Genomic DNA, 21,979 nt, shown 5'->3' on the forward strand with positions numbered 1-21,979 from the left:
CTCCTTATTTCATCATTGGAATGTTAACGCCTTTTTCTTTCGCAGTTTCCACTGCCAAGTCATATCCTGCATCCACGTGACGAACAACACCCATACCAGGGTCAGAAGTTAATACGCGCTCAATACGTTTTGCTGCTGCTTCTGTTCCATCTGCAACGATAACCATTCCAGCGTGAAGTGAATATCCCATACCAACGCCGCCACCGTGGTGAACAGATACCCAACTTGCACCGTTTACACTGTTAATTAATGCATTTAAAATTGGCCAGTCAGCTACTGCATCACTACCGTCTTTCATCGCTTCTGTTTCACGGTTTGGAGATGCTACCGATCCGCAATCTAAATGGTCACGGCCGATAACGATCGGTGCTGATAATTCGCCATTTGCCACCATTTCATTAATGATACGACCAAATTTCGCGCGCTCACCGTAACCAAGCCAACAAATACGTGACGGAAGACCTTGGAATTCAACTTGTTGACGTGCCATACGAATCCAGTTACATAAATGTTCATTATCAGCGAACTCACGTAAAATTACTTCGTCTGTTTTATAAATATCTTCTGGATCACCAGAAAGTGCTACCCAGCGGAATGGTCCTTTTCCTTCGCAGAATAATGGACGGATAAATGCTGGAACGAATCCTGGGAAATCGAATGCATTTTTCAACCCTTCATCAAAAGCAACTTGGCGAATGTTATTTCCGTAATCAAATGTAATTGCACCTTTTGCTTGCATAGCAAGCATTGCTTCCACATGTTTTGTCATGCTCTCTTTTGATAATTGTACATAGCGCTCTGGATCTTCTTCACGAAGTTTCGCTGCTTCTTCTAATGTGTAACCTACTGGAATATAACCGTTTAATGGATCATGTGCAGATGTTTGATCCGTAACTAAATCTGGCGTAATATTACGCTTCACTAGCTCTGGTAAAATTTCTGCCGCATTGCCTAATAATCCAATTGAAATTGGTTCTTTCTTCTCTTTATACTCGTTCGCAACCGTTAATGCTTCTTCTAACGATTCTGTATACATATCACAGTATCTCTTTTCAATACGGCGATCGATGCTGCGCTTATCAACATCAATAGCGATAACAACACCGCCATTCATCGTTACAGCAAGAGGTTGTGCACCACCCATACCACCTAAACCAGCAGTAAGTGTTAGTGTGCCTTTTAATGAACCATCGAAATGTTGACGTGCCGCTTCTCCAAATGTTTCATATGTTCCTTGTAAAATACCTTGTGTTCCAATATAAATCCAGCTACCTGCTGTCATTTGTCCGTACATCATAAGACCTTTTTTCTCTAGTTCACGGAAGTGATCCCAGTTTGCCCATTTTGGTACTAAGTTTGAGTTCGCTAACAGAACGCGCGGTGCATCTTCATGTGATTTAAAGATTGCAACTGGTTTTCCTGATTGAACAAGTAACGTTTCATCGCTTTCTAACGTTTTTAATGAATCTACAATCGCCTGATAGCTTTCCCAGTTACGGGCTGCACGGCCAATTCCGCCATATACAACCAATTCTTCTGGTTTTTCAGCAACTTCCGGATCTAAATTGTTCATTAACATACGAAGTGCAGCTTCTTGAACCCACCCTTTCGTTTGTAACTCAGTACCTCTTGGCGCGCGAATTGTTTGTTGTACTTTTTCCATTTCAATCTCTCCTTTTTCTCATTTTATAGTGCTGCGTTTACATCTAATCTTTCTTTGATCGAATAATTCGTTTTTAACCAATACGCAATATTTTCAATATCCGTTGAGAATATGCGGTCATTTGTAATAGAAGGTACTTGCTGACGACCTTGATGGTAGAAGCTCTTCGTCACTGTACTCATGTTTTCAATACCGCGATATTCTGCAGCTTGCATCGCACAAATCATTTCAATTGAAAGAACACGTCTTACGTTTTGAATAATTTGATGTGCATGGCGTGAAGCGATTGTTCCCATACTTACGTGATCTTCTTGGTTAGCTGATGACGGGATTGAATCAACACTCGCCGGATGTGCTAACGTTTTATTTTCAGAAACTAGTGATGCTGCAGCATATTGCATAATCATCGCACCAGACTGAAGTCCTGGTTCTGGACTTAAAAATGGTGGTAAATCATTTAATTGCGGATTCACTAAACGTTCAATACGGCGCTCTGAAATATTTGCAAGTTCTGCCATTCCTACTTTTAAGAAGTCCATCGCAAACGCAATCGGTTGACCGTGGAAATTCCCGCCCGAAATTACTTTTTCCCCACCATCAAAGATAAGCGGATTATCTGTTGCGGCATTCATTTCAATTTCTAATTTTTCTTTCACATAATTTAAAACTTGCCAAGAAGCACCGTGTACTTGCGGGATACAGCGAAGTGAATATGCATCCTGTACACGTAGTTCTCCTTGTTTTGTTGTTAATTTACTGTCATGAAGAATGTCACGAATTCTGCTTGCTACTTCCACTTGCTCTTTATAACCGCGTGCTTTATGAACATTTTCATCAAATGCATCAATAATGCCTTGTAACCCTTCAATTGTCATCGAAGCAATTAGTTCAGCTTGATACGCCGTTGCTTCTGCTTCTATATAAGAAAGAACTCCTTGTGCTGTCATCGCCTGCGTACCATTAATTAACGCAAGACCTTCTTTCGCTTCAAGTTCAATCGGCTCAAGCCCTTCTTCTGTAAGAGCAACCATTGCATGAACGCGTTTCCCTTTATAGAACACTTCACCTTCGCCTAATAATACGAGCGCAAGATGAGATAAAGGTGCTAAATCTCCACTTGCACCAAGTGAACCTTGTTGCGGAACGACTGGATGAATTTTACGATTTACAAACTCAAGAAGCATATTTACAACGAGCGGTCTAACGCCAGATACCCCTTTAAGCATCGTGTTCGCTCGTAAAATTAACATACCGCGTGATACTTCTTCCGGGAACGGATCACCTATCCCACATGCATGTGACTGAATTAAATTATGTTGAAGTGCCTTTACATCATCTTTTTGAATAAGCACATCACTAAACTTTCCAAATCCAGTTGTAATACCGTAAACGACTTTTCCGTCCTCTACAATTTTCTCAACTACTTCGCGGCACTCCGCCACCTTTTTCATACTATTTGGACAAGCTGTTACACCTTCTCCTTCCAGTAATAACCTCTTCATTTCTTCAACTGTCAATGTATGTCCTGTTAACGTAATCATCATTTTTCCTCCTTAAAAAGGCAAAAGGGGACCTTATCTTTTTTAAGACAGACTTCTGTCCTAAAAAAGTAAGGCCCCCTTCTAACTAATAGACTATGGGCAAATCATATGTGATTAATTCCTAAACCAATCGCCTCATGCTCAGATCCTTTTACAGGTGCACCAATCGTTCCATATAATGCAACAGCAACCCATTCGCCTTCTTTTTTTCCGTCGTATGGTGTACCGCGCACAATCGCAAAACGAAGTCCTACTGTACGAAGAACGTCTGCTAACTGAATTTGACCTCTCGTCACTCCGTACAAAGCTTCCATAATTGCATGATAAAGTGCATGTGTTTCTCTGTAAACGTCTGTTTCAATAACTTGGTTGCTTTTAGCCGCTGTTTCCATTGCTGCGACAACCTTTTGCGAATTCATCGAACCCACTTTCCCCGTACAATATTTCCAACCTTTCGGAATGGATAATACAGGGCTTTCATTCTCATCCGCAAGTGCCAACAGCATGGCCATACGACCAATTCGATGTGTTCCTTGAAGAAGCATGTGACTCTCTCATTTCTTTTAATTATTTGAATATTTCTTAATTTAAGAATATATGAAAACGGTTAAATCGTCAATAGTTTAAACTCACATTCAAACAATTTTTTCATCTCCTCCATTTGTGTACACAAATGATTTACACAAATTTTTCAGGCATGCTATAGTCTCACTAACAGATGCAAAGGGGAGAGATTCCAATGAAAAAGCGAAAAGATATTCATTTTCGAATTGAAGAAAAATTACTTGAAAGGTTTGAATCCGCACTCCATTACGAAGGTTTAAAGAAAACCGATGTATTAACACATGCGATTCAACAATTTTGTATGAAAGTGGAATATGAAAAAATGAATGATGTAAAACGGCAATATAGCGTTAGTAACAATTTACAAACACGTATCGATACACATAAACATTACGAAGAAAAACAAGTGAATTTAGATGAAATCGTTATTGAACATTTACAACTTCAAGGGAGAGAAAGAATATTAGAGGTTGGGTGCGCTAACGGAAAATTCCTTTCCCTTTTGCAAGCGAATGGCCATAAAGGTCAATTAACCGGTTTTGATCAATCAGAAGCCATGCTTTCTGAAGCCACTAAAACGAATAATTTAATTGAATGGAGACTAGGTGACGCTGGAAAACTTCCTTTTGAAGCTAATTGCTACGACTGGATTGTCGCAAGACATATGCTATATCACATGAAAGATGTCGAAAAAACAATTCAAGGATTCGATAAAGTAATTCGTCCTGGTGGCTCACTTTTAGCTACAACAAATTCTAGCGTTACACTACCTCGTATAGTTGAAATGTGTAACCGCATGTTAGACGCATTTGATTTGCCGAAAACAACATCATCAGTCACTCCATTTTGTTTAGAAAACGGTAAAGAGATATTACAATCCGTTTTTCCAACTGTTGAAGAAACAGTTATTCATAATGCTCTCGTTTTTCATCATGCTACTCCGATTGTAAACTATATTTCTAGCATGTTTCCGTCGTTAAATATACCGGATAACACACTTCTTCACACCGAAATGAAGGAATGGCTAAAAGAAGAAGTAGAAAATGAATTGTTACTTCATAATGGTATATGGCGCGATCCGAAAACGTTAGCCATTTATCGATGTCAAAAAGAAAAAAGCTAGCATTAGCTAGCTTTTATACATTCTCAGGCAAAAGCTTCTCCATCATCACATTCCCTTTACCACCGTAAAAATTTATATTATGTTCGTTTGCTACTCCAAAATAAGAGGCAATCGCTATTCCGAATGGTACAAATGCATGCCCTTGTGCTGTAATGATATTTGAGTGTTGCACAACTTCTTTATACACAAAATTTTCTACTGGAAAACAATCAAGCTTTTGATAATCTAGGGTCACTGTATACGAGATTTCTTTGAATAAGCCTGCTTTTGCTAGCGCATACGGTCCAGCACAAATTGCCGCCACTAATTTTTCTTGTTCATGAAATTGACGAATGATTGAAAAAAGAGGTTTTGCATCTTTCAACTGTACTTCTTCTCCACCTGGAATAAGTATCCCCTCATACTCATCTACACGTACTTCACTTACTTCTATATGCGGCTGCACTTGCAACCCGGTTTCACTTATAACCAATTCTTTAGTTAAGCCCGCTGTAATGATTTCATATTTATTTTTCAGCAATGCCGTTGCTACTGTTATTTCAAACTCTGCAAATGTTGGGTATACAAATAAAAGTATTTTTTTCATAGCCCTCTCTCCTTTAGCCAGTCCATAAAATATACCTCTAAATTGTTCACTGTTAATCTATTTGTGTCCACATAAGTTACAGGAAATTGTTTATACCAATCTTTTTCAGTTTCTACTAATTTAAATTGCTCCTCAAACGTACTTCTGTTTCTTGTTCTATCATTATTTTTTCTAGCATATACATTCTTTTTCGTAACATCTAAGTAAAAAATCGCATCCGAACGGCATTCTCTTAATTTATATAATTCATCTTTCAATTCAGTTTCTATATCCCACTCTTCTCCTATAATCGTTGGATAAAAGAGTGTAAAAAACTCAATGTCTTCTGGTCCGCGATCAAAAATTACGACTGAATTTTTCACATTTTGAAACTCCTTAATTTTTGCTTCCATAAACATTTTTTGATTCATAATAAACCCTACTTTTGAATTCATATCTAAATTCAATTTTTTTCGCTTCTCTACAATTGGATATGGATTTTCATATATAACTCGAAACCCTCTCTTTTCTAACCTTTTTGCTAATGTTGTTTTTCCGCTAGCCATCGGCCCTTGCAGTGAAATTACATATGCCACGCCTCTCATTCCCTTACACTTTAGTACACCTATAATATACAGAACCTTGAAAACTCTCAACATTATATATATCATCTTGTTTCTTATTCTTATCTAACTTATAATGAAAAATAGAGATTATGACGGACGCATCAATAATGTAAGCTTGGAAATCCAAGCTTACATTATTTTTTGCTTTCCCTTTTCTAATAAAAAGAGTATACTAGATTAGAACGTATGTTCTTAATAATTACATACAGTAAGGAGATAGAACAATGGTATACGACACAAAAGCAATTTCTTGGAATGAATCTTTAAAACAACTTCAACGCCGCTATACAAACAAACAAGTTGACCGAAAAGAATTTGAGGATATTGAACTGATGGAATTCTTCCGCGATAACAACTACATTTCTTTACCTACACATATAAGCGGCCTATCAAAAACACGTTTTACTTCTTACTCTATTTTCACAACTGAAGATAAAGATCGTAAAGTTGGCACACTTATTATTGAGTATGTTGAAGACGATAATAATAATTTATGTGTTGAACAACTATACTTCGTTTAAACTATAACGCTTGGTCAAAATGACCAAGCGTTCTTGCTTTCTATGAATCTCACTGTATATAATATGAATAAAAGAAAACCGCTATCATTAAGGGGGGATATGCTTGCTCGAGGGATGGTTCAGTTGGTTCATTGTATTATGGACGGTTATTTTATTAGGGCTTATGTCTATCGGTGGATACTTTATGTTCAGAAAATTTTTAAAACGTTTACCGAAAGAAGACGGCATGTCCATTTTAGATTGGGAAGAACACTACATAAATAAAACGAGACATTTATGGACTGACGAACAAAAACAATTGTTAGAAGAGCTTGTAAGTCCTGTTCCAGAACTATTTCGCGATGTTGCAAAATCAAAGATTGCTGGAAAAATTGGAGAACTTGCATTACAAGAAAATGCCTCTCAAATTACACAAGACTTAATTATTAAAGGATACATCATTGCCACACCAAAGCGTGATCATAAATTTTTAATTAAAAAACTACAAGAAAAAAAGATTGATTATTCTAACTATCAATCTTTACTTGCAAAGTAACTTCATATTATTTTCGATAAAAAAGACAGCGCCTTTGACGCTGTCTTTTTTATTTAATACATATACAGTTTTTAAGTTAGCTTCATATCTTTTTCATTATAAAAACCATCTTCTTTTTCCATTTCCTTCTGTAATTTCGTAAAGGAACGATACATTGCAATTCTCCATGACACAATCATCGCAAACGCAAGTAAGAAGAACATGCCACTAAGTTGTCCTAAATCAAGAGATTGACTTAAGTATGTTTTAAATACAATCCGCACTACAAGTAATCCAATTAATATAAAAACAAAGGCTTTTGAACGCTTCAAATAAATCTCTTGTCCTCTAATTTCAAATTTAGATGTTTTAATAAGAAAAATAGAGAAAATCAAACCGACACCAATTGCTTCTAACATTTCTGCTGGAGTTAATCGAAATTCAGGAAAAACATACATCAATGCGCCCGTACTCATAAAAAATGGCGGAAGTATAATTTTTTTCAATGTTGCAGGTTTCTTAGCTGCTTTTAAACGAATAAACATCGCACCGACAGCCATACAAACAGCAACGATACTTGATAAAAGAACTATGTTCATATTTTCTCATCCTTTTTTGTGGCTATATGCAAAATATACTTTCATTATATGCTTTTCCGTTAGTATTTCCAACATTTTCGCAGAATAATACTAAAAACCAGTAAAACCACCAAATAAACTTGAGAAATATACGATAATTTTCGTCATCCAGTTAAAGTATAGGAAGACACCCATAACAATCATAATATATCCTCCGACTTTCATGAAGGCCATACTATTTCTTTTAATCCAAGACATTTTCGTAATAAAGAATGACAATACGAAAAACGGGATTGCAAATCCAAGTATGTAAGCAATCATGTATATCATTGCTGATTCTGGATTTGTTGCTGCTAATCCAATTACGGACACTAGAATTGGTCCGGTACATGGCGTCCACCCTGCTGCAAAAGCTAATCCAATTAGTACTGATCCAAAATAGCCACTTGGACGATTTTTAAATGTAAATTTACGGTCTTGCATTAAAAATTTCGGCTTAAACACCCCGACAATAATTAAGCCGAACACGATGATAAATATACCACCTAACTGTCTGATTAAATCTTTATAGTCAGTAAAGATTCCTCCAATAAAACTTGTACCAAATCCAATTGCAATAAATATAATTGAAAATCCAAGTAAGAAAAACGCTGTATGTATCATACTTCTTTTGCGAAGCATTGCATTTTCTTCTTTCAATTCAGAAACCGACATACCTGTTATGTACGATAAAAATGCCGGATAAAGCGGTAAGCAACATGGGGAAATAAATGATAAGAACCCGGCGCCAAACGCTAAAAAAATACTAATATCTTGCATCATTCCACTCCTCTCCCTAAATATTGTAACAAAAACAAATAAAAATACTATGAACAATTCGTGAAATCACTTTTACAACGTGGTAATAAGAAAAACCATACTTCCTCACAGTTTCTAATAAAACGTTTTCATTTCCTTCTATTATATAGAAAAACTCAAATGGATTTTACAACTCCTTTAATTGTTATTACCATAACAAAGGTAACATAGTTTCTCAAATAATTAGCACGTTACTAGTACGTCTATATACATATTGGTTTAAAAAAATATTTTTTTCAAATGCTGTCTCTATACAATACAAAGTTGATTTTATAATACTTCTACTATTAATAATTTCAAGATTATGCATAAATATCATACTTTTATTATTATTCTATAAAATGTCATACTTTTCTTTCATTTGACCCTTTATTTCTAATTTTGTATACTTCCCTCTAGTTATATATTTTCGATACGGAACAACTTCATATAGATGGGAGGAATTTTTCATGCTTCGTTATTCTCTTTTAGTTTTATTAGGAGCGTGTAGTTATGGAATTTTAGCTATTTTTGTTAAGCTTGCATATGCAGAAGGATTTTCACTTGGAGAGGTAATTGGCAGCCAATATTTGTTCGGTTGGATTATTTTGCTTGCTATTACACTTCTATTTTCTAGACATCGCGTTCCTTTAAAGCAAGCATTACTTTTATTCGTTGCAGGAACATCTGCAAGTTTTACCGGAATTTTTTATTATGCTTCATTAAAAACTGTACCAGCTTCTATTGCAATTATTCTTTTATTCCAATTCGTTTGGGTCGGAATTATCATTGAAGCAGTCGCAACAAAAACATTACCTTCAAGAGAAAAAGTTATTTCTGTTATTTTCTTACTTGTAGGGACATTTTTATCAAGTGGTTTATTTGAACAATCAGTAGGTGCTTTCGATACGACTGGGATCATTTTAGGTTTATTATCTGCTGTTACATTCGCAACATACATTTTCGTGAGCGGAAAAGTTGCTGTTGAAGTACCTTCATTACCGCGCGGTGTTCTCTTAATGACTGGTGCTTTAACTTTAGTCATGATTGTATTCCCACCAACATTTATTTTTAATGGTGCCATTTCTCAAGGTCTATGGAAATATGGTTTAGGATTAGGAACATTTAGTATCGTAATTCCATCTATTGCCTTTACAATCGGTATTCCAAAAATCGGTTCTGGCTTAGCAACTATTCTTGGTGCAGCGGAACTACCAGTTACAACAATTATGTCAGTATTCGTTTTAAAAGAAGCTGTACTATCTTCACAATGGTTCGGTGTATCACTTATATTAATTGGGATTGCAATCCCGCAAATTGCATACGCAATGCGTGGACGTTATCGTAAACATCATACGCATAAAAAAGTCGCAGCATAAAGTAAAACTTTAATTAGTTGAACCAATCGGGCTGCCCATTAATACGGGATAAACGAGAGAGGATTTTCATTTGAGAATCCTCTCTTTTATTGTTGTATACTTATGATAAATATTTTGCTGAAGAAAGAAGGCATACTACATGGTATCTATTTCAAATCAACTAAAAGAAAAACTTATTTCCATGCGTCGACATTTACATGAGTATCCAGAACTATCATATGAAGAGTTCGAAACAACAAAAGCAATAAAAAATTGGTTAGAAGAAAAAAATATTACTATCATTGATTCCAATTTAGAAACAGGAATTATCGCTGAAGTGTCTGGTAATAAAAACGGACCAATTGTAGCAGTTCGTGCTGATATTGATGCTCTTCCTATTCAAGAAGAAACACATTTGTCCTATGCATCTAAAGTACGAGGGAAAATGCATGCTTGTGGACACGATTTTCATACAGCTGCTATTTTAGGTACTGCTTTCTTATTAAAAGAAAGAGAATCTTCCCTAAATGGAACGGTTCGCTTCATATTCCAACCAGCTGAAGAAAGTAGTAATGGCGCTTGCAAAGTTATTGATGCTGGACATTTACGTAATGTGCAAGCGATTTTCGGCATGCATAATAAACCTGATTTACCAGTAGGTACTATTGGCATTAAAGATGGTCCACTGATGGCCGGAGTTGATCGATTTGAAATTGAAATTCACGGAGTTGGTACACACGCGGCTGTACCAGATGCTGGCGTAGATCCTATTGTCGCATCCTCTCAAATTGTGATGGCACTGCAAACAATTGTAAGCCGAAATATAAGTTCATCTCATAATGCGGTTGTTAGTGTCACAAATATTCATGCAGGAAATACGTGGAACGTGATTCCTGAAAAAGCTACATTAGAAGGTACTATTCGCACGTTCCAAGCTGAAACACGTGAAAAGATTCCAGCACTCATGGAGCGTATTATTAAAGGTGTATCTGATGCATTAGGTGTAAAAACGGAATTCCGTTTTTTTTCAGGTCCTCCTGCTGTTCACAACGATAAAGCTCTTACAGACTTATCTACTCAAGTTGCCACAAAGATGAATCTTAATATCATCTCACCTAGTCCGTCAATGGCTGGAGAAGATTTTTCATTTTACCAACAGGAAATACCAGGTTCATTCGTCTTTATGGGAACGAGCGGTACACATGAATGGCATCATCCTGCTTTTACAATTAATGAAGAGGCACTGCCTATAAGTGCAGAATACTTTGCTTTACTAGCCGAAAGAGCACTTAAACAATTCTCATAAAAAAAGCCGTTCAAAGTGCATCTCAGCACCCTGAACGGCTTTTCTTATTAAGTTAAATCACGTTTTAAAAACACAGTATATGAAATACATAAAAATACGAACAAATAAAGTAGTAACATACATGATGCAAACGGGAATGTTACTCCATCAATAAAACTTCCATTCTTTGAAATACTATATAAATCTGTGTTTGCTGGCAATAAATATTTCGCCCAGTTATATCTAGTGGCTGCTAATAACGCAATATTGCCTGATAAAGCAAGGAATAGTGAAATACCAATTGCACCTCCACTAGATCTCGTTAACACAGAAATCATAAATGCAAACGATGCATACACAACCGTTGGTAACCATGATAAAACATAATATTTACTTGCTTCCACAAAAATATTTTGTTTTATTATATTTCCATCTTGGAAAATAAACTCACTCCATGCAGGCTGTTGGAATTTATAAATAACAAGTCCACATAAAGCGGAGAAAATCATATTAAATATAAACAATAAAGCTGCAAATATAACGATTGCTAAAAACTTTGCTGTTAAAATTTTAAATCGACTCGCCGGACGGATTGTTAAAAATTTATATGTTCCCCAGCTATATTCATTCGCAAAAATTGTACTTGCATACACGAGGATAAAGGGGAGCAAAATTGGAAATACGATAAAACCTGTATCTCTCATGAAAGAAAGTGGAGAACTGCTTGCCGGTGCTGTATCCGTATCTAAATGCTTCATCTTAAGCTGGTATTCTTTTACAAGCTCATCCCCTGATTTTTCTGCTAAAATAGCTTCTTTTTTCATGCCAAGCTTTTTCTCAATTTCTACAGTACGTTCTGTATAATCTACTTTCCATCCTTTTGTTTCCGGTTCAAAATACTTTACCGTAACCCATCCTAATCCGATTATTAATACTGCAATAACTGCAAATGGAATAATCGTTCGCTTCCGCTTAAATATTTTATACAGTTCATTATATACTAAATTAAACAATATCTTTTCCCCCTGTTAATTCTAAAAATTGCTCTTCTAACGTTTTTCTTTCTTCATATACACGATACACTTGAATATTTTTCTCAAGCAATGTACGAATAACATTTGGGATTTCTTCATCTTTTACATTAATAAGTAATTCATTATCTTTTACTAAAACATCATGCCCTAATATTTCCGCTGCTTTATTCGCATCATCTACACGTATACGGATCGTCTCCATCTCTTCGCTTTGGCTATGCTGAATATTTTGCGTAGCCACATATTCCCCGTGCTGAATAATGATAACTCTGTCACACATTAATTCAACTTCTGAAAGTAAGTGACTTGATACAAGTACAGCTTTTCCTTGTTCATGTGCAATTTTTTTTATGTACATTCTCATTTCATGTATTCCACTAGGGTCTAATCCATTTGTCGGTTCATCTAGTATCAACACGTCTGGATTGTGAATAAGCGCCTGAGCGATTCCTAAACGTTGTCTCATGCCGAGTGAATACGCTTTTACTTTGCGATCAATTACTTGTCCCATCCCTAACAATTTCACTACTTCATCGATACGTTCTTCAGTCACATTACCATTCATTCGTCCGAAATATGTTAAATTTTCATAGCCACTCAAAAAAGGATAAAATTCAGGTGTCTCAATTACCGCTCCAATTTTCGCAGCGGTTTTTTCGAATTGCTGTTTCACAGATTGACCATCAATCCATACTTCACCTTCTGTCATACGGATCATACCAACCATCATTCTCATTAAAGTCGTTTTTCCAGCACCGTTTGGTCCGAGTAAACCGACAACCTCGCCTTTTTTCACTTCAAAACTAATATTTTGTACAAGTGTCTTTGATCCGATTCGCTTCGTTAACCGATCGACTTTTACAATTGATTGTTCATTTGTCATTCTATACAACCTTTCCTTCCCATTCTTTGTCAGGTCTTTTCACTGTAACATGATTATTTTTATGTGTAAAATAGAAAAAAGCATGATTTCTCATGCCCTTTCTTTAAACCGCAACGAATTTTCACCCTTTAAACTTCGAACAAATCGATAACATTGCATCATCGATATTAAAACGACAGTCATAATAATTATACTAATAATTACAACTGCATATATTGTAATTGGCGCACTATTTATTCCTTGTATCCCTGCGATTTTCATAAAGATAACCGTGAATAATTTCAAAAATAGCATCCCATTAATTAATCCGAAAACAAATGCTGCTCCATAAATGAATAATTGCTCCTGACATAATACACATAGTACCTCTTTTCTTTTCATATTTTCTGCTACATAAGATGTAAACTCCTCCCTCCTCACATGCAAAAGAGAGTACATCATTTTATATGTAGTAAAAATACATATGAAAATTAATACAATAAAAAGTGTGTAAAAATACATTTGAAATACAAATGCATCCCCTACTTTCAAAATAGCTCCTTCATTAAATTGTAACGATATCATAAAAAACAAAATCATAGTACTCATAGCAATCCACATAAATTGCTTCATCCTTTTGGTAGCAAATGTTCTAATATTTTTTCTCGCTAACCGACATAAAGACATAACATTCTTCCCCTACCTTATTACATACACATTCTATACTACTAGTGTATAAAAATATGACATTTTAAACATCGCACTACAATCGGAATTTCTTCTAAGTCTTTAGTCCTAGAAAACGAAATGATAAAAAAATCACATTTAGAATATAATTGTAAAAAGGAGGAGATTGCATGCGTATAAAATTACTATCAATCTTGTCTTTATTATTACTCACAAGTTGTAGCCAACTAAAAAACAATGAAATTGCCATTGTTGAGCCATACAAATTAACAAAAGAGCAAGCTTCTATTTTACAAATGACTCCTTTTCAAGAAAGAAATAGCATGTTTTATAACGTTACGCTTAAAAATGATAAAGATGAAATAAATGCTACAATTGATTATTATAACAATGGTAAAAAAACAAAAGAAATTGCTAATATAGCTACCTCACATTTTTCAAAAAAGAAAGTAAAGCTTTCTTTTTTACCACCACATTTCCAATTCGATAAAGATATACAAGAAAAAAGGCAGTGGTATATGAATATTGAAGGTGGTTCAACGCTTGTTCATGAAGAAGAACCACGAAGCGTAAATAGCTCTGCAACTACTACAATTCAATCTATAAAAAATTTAAAATACAATCAAAAAACAACTTTAGCTGCTGTAATTCAAACCAGTAAAGAAACTGTAAGCGTTCCTACCATTGATGAAGAAACAGGTATTGATCTACTCTTAAAAGAAAATGAACACGTTTATCTATTTAGTATCGAGCTAAAAAAAGAACAATAAAGCGGAAATGCAACTTAAGTTGCATTTCCGCTTTATTGTTTAATAAGGTGTACTTTTATGGATTTGAATTAAATCCATTTTCTGTTACTACTATTATTCATCTTCTACTTCTATTCTTTTCTTCTCTCTTGCAATTTTTAAAAACTCTAGCAGCTCTGGATTACTATTCATTTTTTTGTAAGCCACTGACATTTCTGCCACAAAATTAGAATCATATAACTCTTTATATACAACTTCTGTTTTATATAACTTATTTGCCGATACGGGTATTACTGTAATTCCAATCCCTGCTGCTACAAGCCCCATAACTGTTTGATACTCTGTTGCTTCTTGTACAATGCGTGGACTAAATCCAACTTCTCTGCAAAGAGATAAAATTGTATCATACAAAGCTGGCCATACTGGTCTCGTAATAAATACAAACGGCTCATCTCGTAAATCTTCTATATGTATTTCATCTTTCTCTGCAAGTGGATGTGCCTTTGGTAAACATAAGGTGCAAGATAACCTTTGAATTGGCTCTAATTCTAATAATTGTGTTGGAATTGGTGGACGTAAAAAGCCAATATCGATACGGTTATCATGAAGTGCATGAACTTGATCTGGTGTTGACAATTCATGTAATGCAACAGACACTCTCGGAAATTTCTTTCTATATTCCCTAACAATTGATGGTAAAATATCATATATCGCCGCACCTACAAAACCAATTGAAAGTGATCCTACTTCTCCCCTTTGTGCACTTTGTGCAACTTCTACTGCTTTTTCAATTTGTTCAAACGCTTTTTTTACTTCTTTTAAAAACATTTCTCCTGCTTCTGTTAGTTCAACCTTTCTTTTCGTTCTTGAAAATAATGTAACTCCCATTTCTTTTTCTAATTGCTGTATTTGTTGACTAAGTGGTGGTTGTGTCATTTGTAAACGAGCAGCTGCCCGTCCAAAGTGTAACTCTTCTGCCACAACAACAAAATATTGCAAATGCCGTAATTCCATTTTTGGACACCCTTTTCACTTTCGATTAATACGTCTAATATATTAATACCATATAATTTATATATTAGACAAATATTTCGAATGAACGTATAGTAGAAATTGTTAATTCTTTTTTACAATTTTTATGTAAAAAAAGAAAGAGGTGGTTACTGTATGAAATGGTGGAAGTTAAGCGGACAAATTTTATTACTATTTTCTTTCGCTTGGACAGGTGAATGGATTGCAAAACAGGCACACCTCCCAGTTCCAGGAAGTATAATCGGTATTTTTTCATTATTAATTTCATTAAAATTTAACCTAGTTAAAAAAGAATGGATACAGGACGGAGCAGATTTTTTATTAAAAGAACTTATTTTATTTTTCATCCCTTCTGCAGTCGCTGTCATACGTTACAGAGGTACACTAACACAATATGGAATCGATCTCATTTTAATTATTATGATTAGCACTCTTTGCGTTACCTTAGTTACAGGACTTTTAACAGAATTGCTACTAAAGCGGAAAGGATCAACGCAATGATCGGATTTCTTTGTTTACTATTAACACTATTCACATATTGGATATCAAAAAAAATGTATCAACGTTGGAATTGGAGTCTACTTTCTCCTCTTCTCGTCTGTCCCATTATTTTAATTGCTTTATTGCTCGGATTAAATACACCTTATGAAACATATGAATCTGGTGGTCACTGGTTAACTGAATTATTAAAACCCGCAACAGTTGCTTTTGCATGGCCAATCTATAAATACTTTGATTTATTAAAGAAACATGGAATGGCTATCTTACTTAATGTCATTGTCGGTTCGTTTTTATCAGTCATTACTTCAGCACTACTAGCAAATTATTTTCAAATTGATTCATCACTAGAACATAGTTTAGCGCCACATATCGTAACAACACCAATCGCAATGGCTATTTCAGAAATGATTGGTGGCATGTCACAATTAACCGCTGTATTTGTCGTTTTAACTGCCTTAACAGGAGCATTGCTCGGTCCTTCTCTCATACGTATTTGCCGTATTAAAACAGCAATCGCAAAAGGTATTATGTTAGGAACAAGCGCAAATGGAACCGGTACATCAAAAGCATTCGAAATCGGTCCTGTGGAAGGAACAATTGCAAGTTTATCTATGCTTTTAACAGCAGGCGCTAGTTTAGTTATCGTTCCGCTTTTCTTGTCTTGGATACATTAAAGAAGCAAGTATTTACATACTTGCTTCTTTATCTATATATTGGCACAGCAATTCATAATCCTCTGGAAAAGCTAAACACAATTGTTCAACTTCATGTATCCCTTTCCAAGCAATTTCATGTATTAACTCATCAGGATCTTGGATTTTCATATTACCGCCTATTTGTTTAACAAAATAATAATGGACATACACTGGAACACCGTATGTAATACCCTCTTTTTCATATATTTTATTTACAACTTCCACATTGTAACCTGTTTCTTCCCAAACTTCCCTAATACAACATTCTTCTAGTGTCTCTCCCTTTTCAAGTCCTCCACTTGGGACAGACCACCTTTTTTCTTCTCCCTCTTTTCCCTGCAGTACCATTAAAACTTCATTTCTTTCATTTACACATACCGCTGCACTACCTATCCATCTCTCCATAAACATCCCTCCCCTACTAAAATTCGCCCTCTTTATTATTTTCCCCTTGAAAAAAAGAGGAAAATAATAAAACAATGACGAAAAATTACATCAACTTCATAGACAATCCCTTTTTAGAAATTAAAACTGGAAGGATGAAAATATGATTTCTAATTATGTTGTGGAATGTGTCTTTTGTGAAAAAAATCGAAAGCCTCGCCAAGCTATTGTCACCGTTCCCGCCACTACTCAGCTACTAGCCATTGAAAAAGTGCGTGCAGAATGTAAACGTCGTTTCGGAAAAGCTTTATTATTACAAACAGAAATTAAAGAAGAAATAGTTTTTGAACAAAAAGAAAGCTGACCATCAATTGGTCAGCTTTCTTATCCGATCATATTTTCACATGAAGATTAGGGGCATCCTCTTTAAGGATCGGGATTTTCCCATTATGTACGTTCCATAATGGTCATCGAACAATATATTTCTATGCAATTAACTATTGAATAGAATAGGGCAAAACTTGTTCGCATTTTTAGAAAAGGGATAGGGATATAATTCAAGTAGTACTTCGAATACTCGAACTTTACACTCATAATATTAAAACAAATCCTTTTATATGGGAAATATGAATTACCTACATAATTCATTCGTAAAATATATTAATAGTTTGCTATATTAATTTTATCCCGCTATTTGTAAGCAGTCCCCCCTACTTATTATAATTTCACTTTATTCCATCAATAGCATACATCCAGCTAAAACCGGTGTCATAATCATCGAAAACCTCAAAAGCATTCGCGGTGCATAATTTGTAAACTTCGCGCCAATATATGCCCCTAACATGGTCCCAATTAATACTTGCAATAACAATATATAATCTAAATATCCTTCCGAACTATATCCTAGCCCGCCTCCAATTGCAATCGGTAATATAACAAGCATCGTTGTCCCTACAGATTGCTGAATCGTTAGTCCCAATAGAACCATTAATCCAAGTTGAATAAACGGTGCAGAACCAATCCCAAATGAACCAGCCATCATTCCAGTAACTAATCCAAGGCATATACATTTCAACAAGTAGTTAACGGGAAACTCTTTATGTTTATATAAAGACGACTGTTCTTTGTTTTGGAACATAATTAATTTAATAAACATAAAAATTGCCGATAAAAATAACATCCCAGCTGTAAACCAATGAAGAAGATGAGCTGGTATAAGTGAACCAAATTTAGAACCAATATAAGAGCCAATTGCGCCAAATCCCCCAACAATCCCGCCTATAATAAGTGCTACATTGCCTTCACGGTAATGACTGACAACACCTGATAATGTCGTAAACGCCATTGCGGTTAAAGATGTTGCAAGAGCAACATGAATAGGAATATGGAATACTAAAGTGAGTATCGCGATAATAAACCCAGCTCCTCCAGCTCCAACAAATCCTAATAAAATACCCATTACTAACATTGTTATAATAATTGCCACAGACTTTCCCTCCAGTAACACAATTATCCATCATATTTATCCTTACATACAAATAAAAAGCATCCTAAACGGATGCTTTTTATTTCAATGATATGTACTTAATCTTGATTAATCAAAATAACCGCTGGACCAGCGACTACTACTCCAGCTACTTCTATCTTTTCAAATTCCTTTACTGTAATAGATATAACTCCTTCTCTTTCCATCAATTCTTTACTCAGGACATCAGTCGGGATTGCTTTCACCGTCTTACCTCCTTTTCATTTATACAATATGATAAAGTGAAACTTTCATCAGTGGGTTTTTTGTCCGTACTTATTGATTATTAACCCTCAGCAATCGGGCGAATAATCACCCAATGCATCTATATATATGCATCACCTCCGCTTTCATTCCTTATTCCACTCAAAAACCTTCTCCCCCTTCCGTGACATATTGAAAAATAAAAAAGAAGCTATAACATATAGCTTCCCTCCACGTTTCTTTAATCTTTATACACCGTATATTCCATAACTTTACCATCTCTATTAAATTGTAAAACAAGCTGTTCGCTATCTATTGGAATAAAGCCACGTTCAGTCCCAAGATAATACAAAGTGATAACTCCTTCTTCCCCACTTCTCGTTTCCGTTGGGGCTCCTAACAATTGTGTAATTTCTTCATTTGATTTCCCTATTAATTTATATTTTTGTAATAGATCATCTACCATATGTACCCGCTTATCTGCATGATTTAACCATCTATTCTGATTAAACTTTGATGTATATTCATTTACACTTAATTGTACAGTGCACACTATTAATGGTATGAGTGCTACTATTAAAACCCCCAACATTTGCTTCTTTTCTTCATTACGATTTTTAGAAACATATAAAATAACCCTTTGAATCATGACTAATAAAACAAATGGTATGAATACTACAAAAATGCTCCTTACCCTTAAGGGTATATGGACCATATCAATGAAGAATATAAATACAATGTACATTACTATATACAAACAAAAATAGCCATACAAAATGCTACGCAGCATATCGTTCAGAAAGATCTCCCCTTTTAACTCACTATATAGTTCATCCGGCTAATCATTTCTCGAATCTGTTCTAATTCTTGCTCTGTATATACTACTGTCCCTGTTAAGATTTCATTTCTGAAGAACGTTACAATTTGCTCCCGATCTTTTAATCTAGGTGTTTCCTCACTAGAAAGGTCTACTATTGCTTTTCCATTTTTATTATAAAAATATACAACTGGTTTTACCTTTTCTTTTATACTATTAGCCTGCATTTCATTCAAACAATTGTATAAAATTTTAGATAGTTTCTTCGCCTTATATACTGGATTCCCTTCATTTTTCACTTGTATAGTTGACGAATCTTTACCTACTATATATTCAAATGTCTCTTCTTTATCAACTTCTTGTTGATACTTACCCATTTCATCAATCATAAATGAATATATACCAGCATTTTCTTTCGTTAAACCATGAATTAATTTCTCGTTCCATTCTTTCGTCTCCAGTAGATAAATACCAGTTTTGCACAAGATGAGATGATGGATTCTATTATCGTTTATTTCACTATTATTTTTAATAAAAACATTCGGCATGACTTGAATTTCAGCATCTAATATGATACCTTGCTCTATGAATCCTCGCTTCATATAATGTAATGTTTCGTACGTATTCATTTCAGCACCGTTTTTAGTATATTCTCGTAAATTTGCAATTAATTTTTGAAACATATGTATTTCGTTATTATGTTTATTTTGCATTTCACTACGTTCTTTACTATGCTGCATAGCTAATTGATTTTTCATCATACGCATATTTTCAATTTCTCTATTTGCACTTACTTGTAAATCATTGTATTTTTTCTGTTCCATATTTTTTAAATTATTTTGTTGTTCTTTATGCTCTATCACTGTAGCTGCAATTTCATTTTTATACGTTTCAATCGCTTGTTTCTTTTCAAATTCTACTTGCTGACTCTCTGATTCTAACTGTTTATTTTTATAAAACAGCACAAATGCTACAGCTAATAATATTAAAATCGCACCTATTAGCACATAATTCATATTTTTACTCCTTTATTTCATTTTCGATTATTTTTTATAAATATATCTACTATAGTATACTATGGTTTCGATATAGACTTTGTAAAAGTTGTATATTTTTAATAAAAGGCACCTCTGACGGGGCACCTTTTATTTTCACTCTATTGTACACCATACTGAATATAACTCGGATCGTAGTATATCCATTGATTTGTCCCTAAGCAAAGCCATCCATCTTGCTTACTCCATACTCGATACGATTCACCCTGATGTAACTGTCTTATAACATTTCCATTTAATGATGGAGCATCACGCAAATTTACATTATCACCAGTAATAGTCGCCACATAATGTTTATACTGAATATAACTCGGATCATTATATACCCACTGATTTGTCCCTAAACAAAGCCATCCATCTTGTTCTCCCCAAACTTCATATGTTTCGCCACGATTCAATTGGCGAATTACACTAGACTGTAAAGATGGTCCACTTCTCAAATTCACATTATCTCCATTAATTATAGCAACCCCGTACACTGGAGTTGCATTATTAGGCGGGGAAACATTACCTCCACCACTTGCTCCATTCCCTTTTAAAGCTTCTAATGAAACTGCAGCTGATACATCACAATTTCCTACGCCTGAAATTTGTCCAGAATCTGTGTACTGCCACGCTGTCCATCCACCAGCATCAGCAGGCGGTGTACTCGAGTATTAAGCAATCCAAAGCGGTATATCACTTAATCCGCTAATTCTGAACTCATTAATATACCAAACTCCTGTATATAACATTACATCTTTTCCAGTAGCCTGTTTCACATAATTTATGAAGCTTCTTGCCCAATTCGATATAGCGTTACCAGTTAAATTACTGTTGCTCGGATCTGTTGGTGATTCTAAATCCAGAACTGGCATTAAGTCTGTCTGGTTACTTTGTAATATACTCACAAAATATTTCGCCTCTGAAATTGCATCATTTTGTTCTGGACGTGCAAAATGGTATGCACCAATTAATACATTCGCACTTCGGGCTGCTTGTACATTTTTAGTAAAAGTAGGATCAATGTAGTTTACACCTTCTGTCGCTTTTGCATACGCTGCTGGAATTCCAGATGCCTTCACTGCATTCCAATCAATATTCCCTTCCCAATGAGACACATCAATAAACGTAACATTTGAACTTGATCTGTTTTACATATAAAATCTCCTATCAATTTTTTTACTTCGTATACATACAATATGTACAAGTTTCATAAGAGGACACGACATTTATGCTATAGAAACAAAGAGTAAACATATTTTGTATACAAAATAAAA

The 21,979-nt window shown here is 34.9% G+C and carries 26 protein-coding genes and 1 pseudogene; 9 read left to right on the forward strand and 18 right to left on the reverse strand.

Annotation, left to right across the window (positions count from 1 at the left end):
• Positions 1–4 precede the first annotated feature (4 nt).
• From hutU to hutP, 3 genes are all read right to left on the reverse strand, one after another.
• The gene (gene hutU, locus AXW78_RS17305; RefSeq protein ID WP_000416945.1) at positions 5–1,663 is read right to left on the reverse strand and encodes a urocanate hydratase; all 1,659 of its coding nucleotides are present in this window, start codon (positions 1,661–1,663) and stop codon (positions 5–7) included.
• A gap of 23 nt (positions 1,664–1,686) precedes the next feature.
• Positions 1,687–3,204: a histidine ammonia-lyase gene (hutH, locus tag AXW78_RS17310; RefSeq protein ID WP_000631861.1), complete on the reverse strand. Its 1,518-nt coding sequence runs from the start codon at positions 3,202–3,204 to the stop codon at positions 1,687–1,689.
• 104 nt (positions 3,205–3,308) lie between these two features.
• Positions 3,309–3,749 carry a histidine utilization transcription antiterminator HutP gene (hutP, locus tag AXW78_RS17315; RefSeq protein ID WP_000926516.1) on the reverse strand — a complete coding sequence of 147 codons (441 nt, stop codon included), beginning with the start codon at positions 3,747–3,749 and terminating at the stop codon, positions 3,309–3,311.
• Between the two features lie 194 nt (positions 3,750–3,943).
• Here hutP and AXW78_RS17320 point away from each other — a divergent pair, with 194 nt between their 5' ends.
• Positions 3,944–4,891 carry a class I SAM-dependent methyltransferase gene (locus tag AXW78_RS17320; RefSeq protein WP_000746255.1) on the forward strand — a complete coding sequence of 316 codons (948 nt, stop codon included), beginning with the start codon at positions 3,944–3,946 and terminating at the stop codon, positions 4,889–4,891.
• 13 nt (positions 4,892–4,904) lie between these two features.
• Here AXW78_RS17320 and AXW78_RS17325 read toward each other — a convergent pair whose 3' ends face one another.
• Together AXW78_RS17325 and AXW78_RS17330 are read right to left on the reverse strand one after the other, a co-directional pair.
• Positions 4,905–5,477 (reverse strand): DJ-1/PfpI family protein, encoded by a 573-nt coding sequence (locus tag AXW78_RS17325; RefSeq protein ID WP_000722208.1) that lies wholly within the window; start codon positions 5,475–5,477, stop codon positions 4,905–4,907.
• Positions 5,474–6,061 carry an AAA family ATPase gene (locus AXW78_RS17330; protein WP_003302191.1) on the reverse strand — a complete coding sequence of 196 codons (588 nt, stop codon included), beginning with the start codon at positions 6,059–6,061 and terminating at the stop codon, positions 5,474–5,476. The genes AXW78_RS17325 and AXW78_RS17330 overlap by 4 nt, the downstream gene beginning before the upstream one ends.
• Positions 6,062–6,306: 245 nt before the next feature.
• Between AXW78_RS17330 and AXW78_RS17335 the strand changes: the two genes are divergently transcribed.
• Positions 6,307–6,603: a hypothetical protein gene (locus tag AXW78_RS17335; RefSeq protein ID WP_000262406.1), complete on the forward strand. Its 297-nt coding sequence runs from the start codon at positions 6,307–6,309 to the stop codon at positions 6,601–6,603.
• A gap of 103 nt (positions 6,604–6,706) precedes the next feature.
• Entirely contained in the window at positions 6,707–7,138 is a 432-nt protein-coding gene (locus AXW78_RS17340; RefSeq protein ID WP_000889393.1) for a DUF2621 domain-containing protein, read from the forward strand.
• A 71-nt stretch (positions 7,139–7,209) separates the two neighbouring features.
• On the opposite strand, the gene AXW78_RS17345 is transcribed toward AXW78_RS17340, so the two are convergent.
• The 3 genes from AXW78_RS17345 to AXW78_RS35550 form a co-directional block, all read right to left on the reverse strand.
• Positions 7,210–7,716 (reverse strand): CcdC family protein, encoded by a 507-nt coding sequence (locus AXW78_RS17345; protein WP_001028440.1) that lies wholly within the window; start codon positions 7,714–7,716, stop codon positions 7,210–7,212.
• Positions 7,717–7,806: 90 nt separating this feature from the next.
• Positions 7,807–8,514 carry a cytochrome c-type biogenesis protein CcdA gene (ccdA, locus tag AXW78_RS17350; protein ID WP_001152676.1) on the reverse strand — a complete coding sequence of 236 codons (708 nt, stop codon included), beginning with the start codon at positions 8,512–8,514 and terminating at the stop codon, positions 7,807–7,809.
• Between the two features lie 16 nt (positions 8,515–8,530).
• Positions 8,531–8,659, reverse strand: a complete 129-nt coding sequence (locus tag AXW78_RS35550; protein WP_081113986.1) for a peptidase T — start codon at positions 8,657–8,659, stop codon at positions 8,531–8,533.
• A gap of 343 nt (positions 8,660–9,002) precedes the next feature.
• Here AXW78_RS35550 and AXW78_RS17355 point away from each other — a divergent pair, with 343 nt between their 5' ends.
• Together AXW78_RS17355 and AXW78_RS17360 are read left to right on the forward strand one after the other, a co-directional pair.
• Positions 9,003–9,911: an EamA family transporter gene (locus AXW78_RS17355; protein ID WP_000947038.1), complete on the forward strand. Its 909-nt coding sequence runs from the start codon at positions 9,003–9,005 to the stop codon at positions 9,909–9,911.
• Between the two features lie 139 nt (positions 9,912–10,050).
• Positions 10,051–11,196, forward strand: a complete 1,146-nt coding sequence (locus tag AXW78_RS17360) for a M20 peptidase aminoacylase family protein (RefSeq protein ID WP_000253681.1) — start codon at positions 10,051–10,053, stop codon at positions 11,194–11,196.
• A 47-nt stretch (positions 11,197–11,243) separates the two neighbouring features.
• On the opposite strand, the gene AXW78_RS17365 is transcribed toward AXW78_RS17360, so the two are convergent.
• The 3 genes from AXW78_RS17365 to AXW78_RS17375 form a co-directional block, all read right to left on the reverse strand.
• Entirely contained in the window at positions 11,244–12,188 is a 945-nt protein-coding gene (locus tag AXW78_RS17365) for an ABC transporter permease (RefSeq protein WP_000482759.1), read from the reverse strand.
• On the reverse strand, positions 12,181–13,092 hold the full coding sequence (locus AXW78_RS17370) for an ABC transporter ATP-binding protein (RefSeq protein WP_000180624.1): 912 nt from the start codon (positions 13,090–13,092) through the stop codon (positions 12,181–12,183). Before AXW78_RS17370 ends, AXW78_RS17365 begins: the two co-directional genes overlap by 8 nt.
• Positions 13,093–13,182: 90 nt before the next feature.
• Positions 13,183–13,758, reverse strand: coding sequence for an FtsX-like permease family protein (locus AXW78_RS17375; RefSeq protein ID WP_000050625.1), 576 nt, complete (start codon positions 13,756–13,758; stop codon positions 13,183–13,185).
• 170 nt (positions 13,759–13,928) lie between these two features.
• Between AXW78_RS17375 and AXW78_RS17380 the strand changes: the two genes are divergently transcribed.
• A complete protein-coding gene (locus tag AXW78_RS17380; protein WP_001220627.1) occupies positions 13,929–14,528 on the forward strand; it encodes a hypothetical protein in 600 nt (199 codons plus the stop codon).
• A gap of 93 nt (positions 14,529–14,621) precedes the next feature.
• Here AXW78_RS17380 and alsR read toward each other — a convergent pair whose 3' ends face one another.
• The gene (gene alsR, locus AXW78_RS17385) at positions 14,622–15,521 is read right to left on the reverse strand and encodes an acetoin biosynthesis transcriptional regulator AlsR (protein ID WP_000423234.1); all 900 of its coding nucleotides are present in this window, start codon (positions 15,519–15,521) and stop codon (positions 14,622–14,624) included.
• 153 nt (positions 15,522–15,674) lie between these two features.
• On the opposite strand from alsR, the gene AXW78_RS17390 reads away from it, so the two are divergent.
• Together AXW78_RS17390 and AXW78_RS17395 are read left to right on the forward strand one after the other, a co-directional pair.
• Complete coding sequence (locus AXW78_RS17390) at positions 15,675–16,040, forward strand: CidA/LrgA family holin-like protein (protein WP_061884492.1); 366 nt, start codon at positions 15,675–15,677, stop codon at positions 16,038–16,040.
• A complete protein-coding gene (locus AXW78_RS17395; RefSeq protein WP_000578962.1) occupies positions 16,037–16,714 on the forward strand; it encodes an LrgB family protein in 678 nt (225 codons plus the stop codon). The genes AXW78_RS17390 and AXW78_RS17395 overlap by 4 nt, the downstream gene beginning before the upstream one ends.
• Before the next feature lie 12 nt (positions 16,715–16,726).
• Here AXW78_RS17395 and AXW78_RS17400 read toward each other — a convergent pair whose 3' ends face one another.
• Positions 16,727–17,140: an NUDIX hydrolase gene (locus AXW78_RS17400; protein ID WP_000442982.1), complete on the reverse strand. Its 414-nt coding sequence runs from the start codon at positions 17,138–17,140 to the stop codon at positions 16,727–16,729.
• A 142-nt stretch (positions 17,141–17,282) separates the two neighbouring features.
• Between AXW78_RS17400 and AXW78_RS17405 the strand changes: the two genes are divergently transcribed.
• A complete protein-coding gene (locus AXW78_RS17405; protein ID WP_000625227.1) occupies positions 17,283–17,483 on the forward strand; it encodes a DUF3903 domain-containing protein in 201 nt (66 codons plus the stop codon).
• Positions 17,484–17,849: 366 nt separating this feature from the next.
• Here AXW78_RS17405 and AXW78_RS17410 read toward each other — a convergent pair whose 3' ends face one another.
• The 5 genes and pseudogenes from AXW78_RS17410 to AXW78_RS17430 form a co-directional block, all read right to left on the reverse strand.
• Positions 17,850–18,605 carry a sulfite exporter TauE/SafE family protein gene (locus AXW78_RS17410; protein ID WP_000974657.1) on the reverse strand — a complete coding sequence of 252 codons (756 nt, stop codon included), beginning with the start codon at positions 18,603–18,605 and terminating at the stop codon, positions 17,850–17,852.
• 98 nt (positions 18,606–18,703) lie between these two features.
• Positions 18,704–18,850 (reverse strand): BC1881 family protein, encoded by a 147-nt coding sequence (locus AXW78_RS17415; protein ID WP_000644411.1) that lies wholly within the window; start codon positions 18,848–18,850, stop codon positions 18,704–18,706.
• A 239-nt stretch (positions 18,851–19,089) separates the two neighbouring features.
• Positions 19,090–19,638: a hypothetical protein gene (locus AXW78_RS17420; RefSeq protein WP_000946312.1), complete on the reverse strand. Its 549-nt coding sequence runs from the start codon at positions 19,636–19,638 to the stop codon at positions 19,090–19,092.
• Between the two features lie 23 nt (positions 19,639–19,661).
• Positions 19,662–20,681 carry an NERD domain-containing protein gene (locus AXW78_RS17425; protein WP_001110270.1) on the reverse strand — a complete coding sequence of 340 codons (1,020 nt, stop codon included), beginning with the start codon at positions 20,679–20,681 and terminating at the stop codon, positions 19,662–19,664.
• A gap of 140 nt (positions 20,682–20,821) precedes the next feature.
• Positions 20,822–21,820: pseudogene (locus AXW78_RS17430) on the reverse strand (GH25 family lysozyme).
• Positions 21,821–21,979: the final 159 nt, after the last annotated feature.

It is taken from the genome of Bacillus thuringiensis, assembly GCF_001595725.1.
GTDB classification, from domain to species: domain Bacteria; phylum Bacillota; class Bacilli; order Bacillales; family Bacillaceae_G; genus Bacillus_A; species Bacillus_A thuringiensis_K.

Coding starts and splice junctions, on each gene's coding strand:
- hutH (WP_000631861.1), bottom strand. CDS start 3,204: ATGATTACGTTAACAGGACATACATTGACAGTTGAAGAAATGAAGAGG.
- AXW78_RS17360 (WP_000253681.1), top strand. CDS start 10,051: ATGGTATCTATTTCAAATCAACTAAAAGAAAAACTTATTTCCATGCGT.
- AXW78_RS17425 (WP_001110270.1), bottom strand. CDS start 20,681: ATGAATTATGTGCTAATAGGTGCGATTTTAATATTATTAGCTGTAGCA.
- alsR (WP_000423234.1), bottom strand. CDS start 15,521: ATGGAATTACGGCATTTGCAATATTTTGTTGTTGTGGCAGAAGAGTTA.
- hutP (WP_000926516.1), bottom strand. CDS start 3,749: ATGCTTCTTCAAGGAACACATCGAATTGGTCGTATGGCCATGCTGTTG.
- AXW78_RS17390 (WP_061884492.1), top strand. CDS start 15,675: ATGAAATGGTGGAAGTTAAGCGGACAAATTTTATTACTATTTTCTTTC.
- AXW78_RS17395 (WP_000578962.1), top strand. CDS start 16,037: ATGATCGGATTTCTTTGTTTACTATTAACACTATTCACATATTGGATA.
- AXW78_RS17325 (WP_000722208.1), bottom strand. CDS start 5,477: ATGAAAAAAATACTTTTATTTGTATACCCAACATTTGCAGAGTTTGAA.
- AXW78_RS17380 (WP_001220627.1), top strand. CDS start 13,929: ATGCGTATAAAATTACTATCAATCTTGTCTTTATTATTACTCACAAGT.
- AXW78_RS17405 (WP_000625227.1), top strand. CDS start 17,283: ATGATTTCTAATTATGTTGTGGAATGTGTCTTTTGTGAAAAAAATCGA.
- AXW78_RS17335 (WP_000262406.1), top strand. CDS start 6,307: ATGGTATACGACACAAAAGCAATTTCTTGGAATGAATCTTTAAAACAA.
- AXW78_RS17355 (WP_000947038.1), top strand. CDS start 9,003: ATGCTTCGTTATTCTCTTTTAGTTTTATTAGGAGCGTGTAGTTATGGA.
- AXW78_RS17370 (WP_000180624.1), bottom strand. CDS start 13,092: ATGACAAATGAACAATCAATTGTAAAAGTCGATCGGTTAACGAAGCGA.
- hutU (WP_000416945.1), bottom strand. CDS start 1,663: ATGGAAAAAGTACAACAAACAATTCGCGCGCCAAGAGGTACTGAGTTA.
- AXW78_RS17320 (WP_000746255.1), top strand. CDS start 3,944: ATGAAAAAGCGAAAAGATATTCATTTTCGAATTGAAGAAAAATTACTT.
- AXW78_RS17375 (WP_000050625.1), bottom strand. CDS start 13,758: ATGTCTTTATGTCGGTTAGCGAGAAAAAATATTAGAACATTTGCTACC.
- AXW78_RS17345 (WP_001028440.1), bottom strand. CDS start 7,716: ATGAACATAGTTCTTTTATCAAGTATCGTTGCTGTTTGTATGGCTGTC.
- AXW78_RS17420 (WP_000946312.1), bottom strand. CDS start 19,638: ATGCTGCGTAGCATTTTGTATGGCTATTTTTGTTTGTATATAGTAATG.
- AXW78_RS17330 (WP_003302191.1), bottom strand. CDS start 6,061: ATGAGAGGCGTGGCATATGTAATTTCACTGCAAGGGCCGATGGCTAGC.
- ccdA (WP_001152676.1), bottom strand. CDS start 8,514: ATGCAAGATATTAGTATTTTTTTAGCGTTTGGCGCCGGGTTCTTATCA.
- AXW78_RS17400 (WP_000442982.1), bottom strand. CDS start 17,140: ATGGAGAGATGGATAGGTAGTGCAGCGGTATGTGTAAATGAAAGAAAT.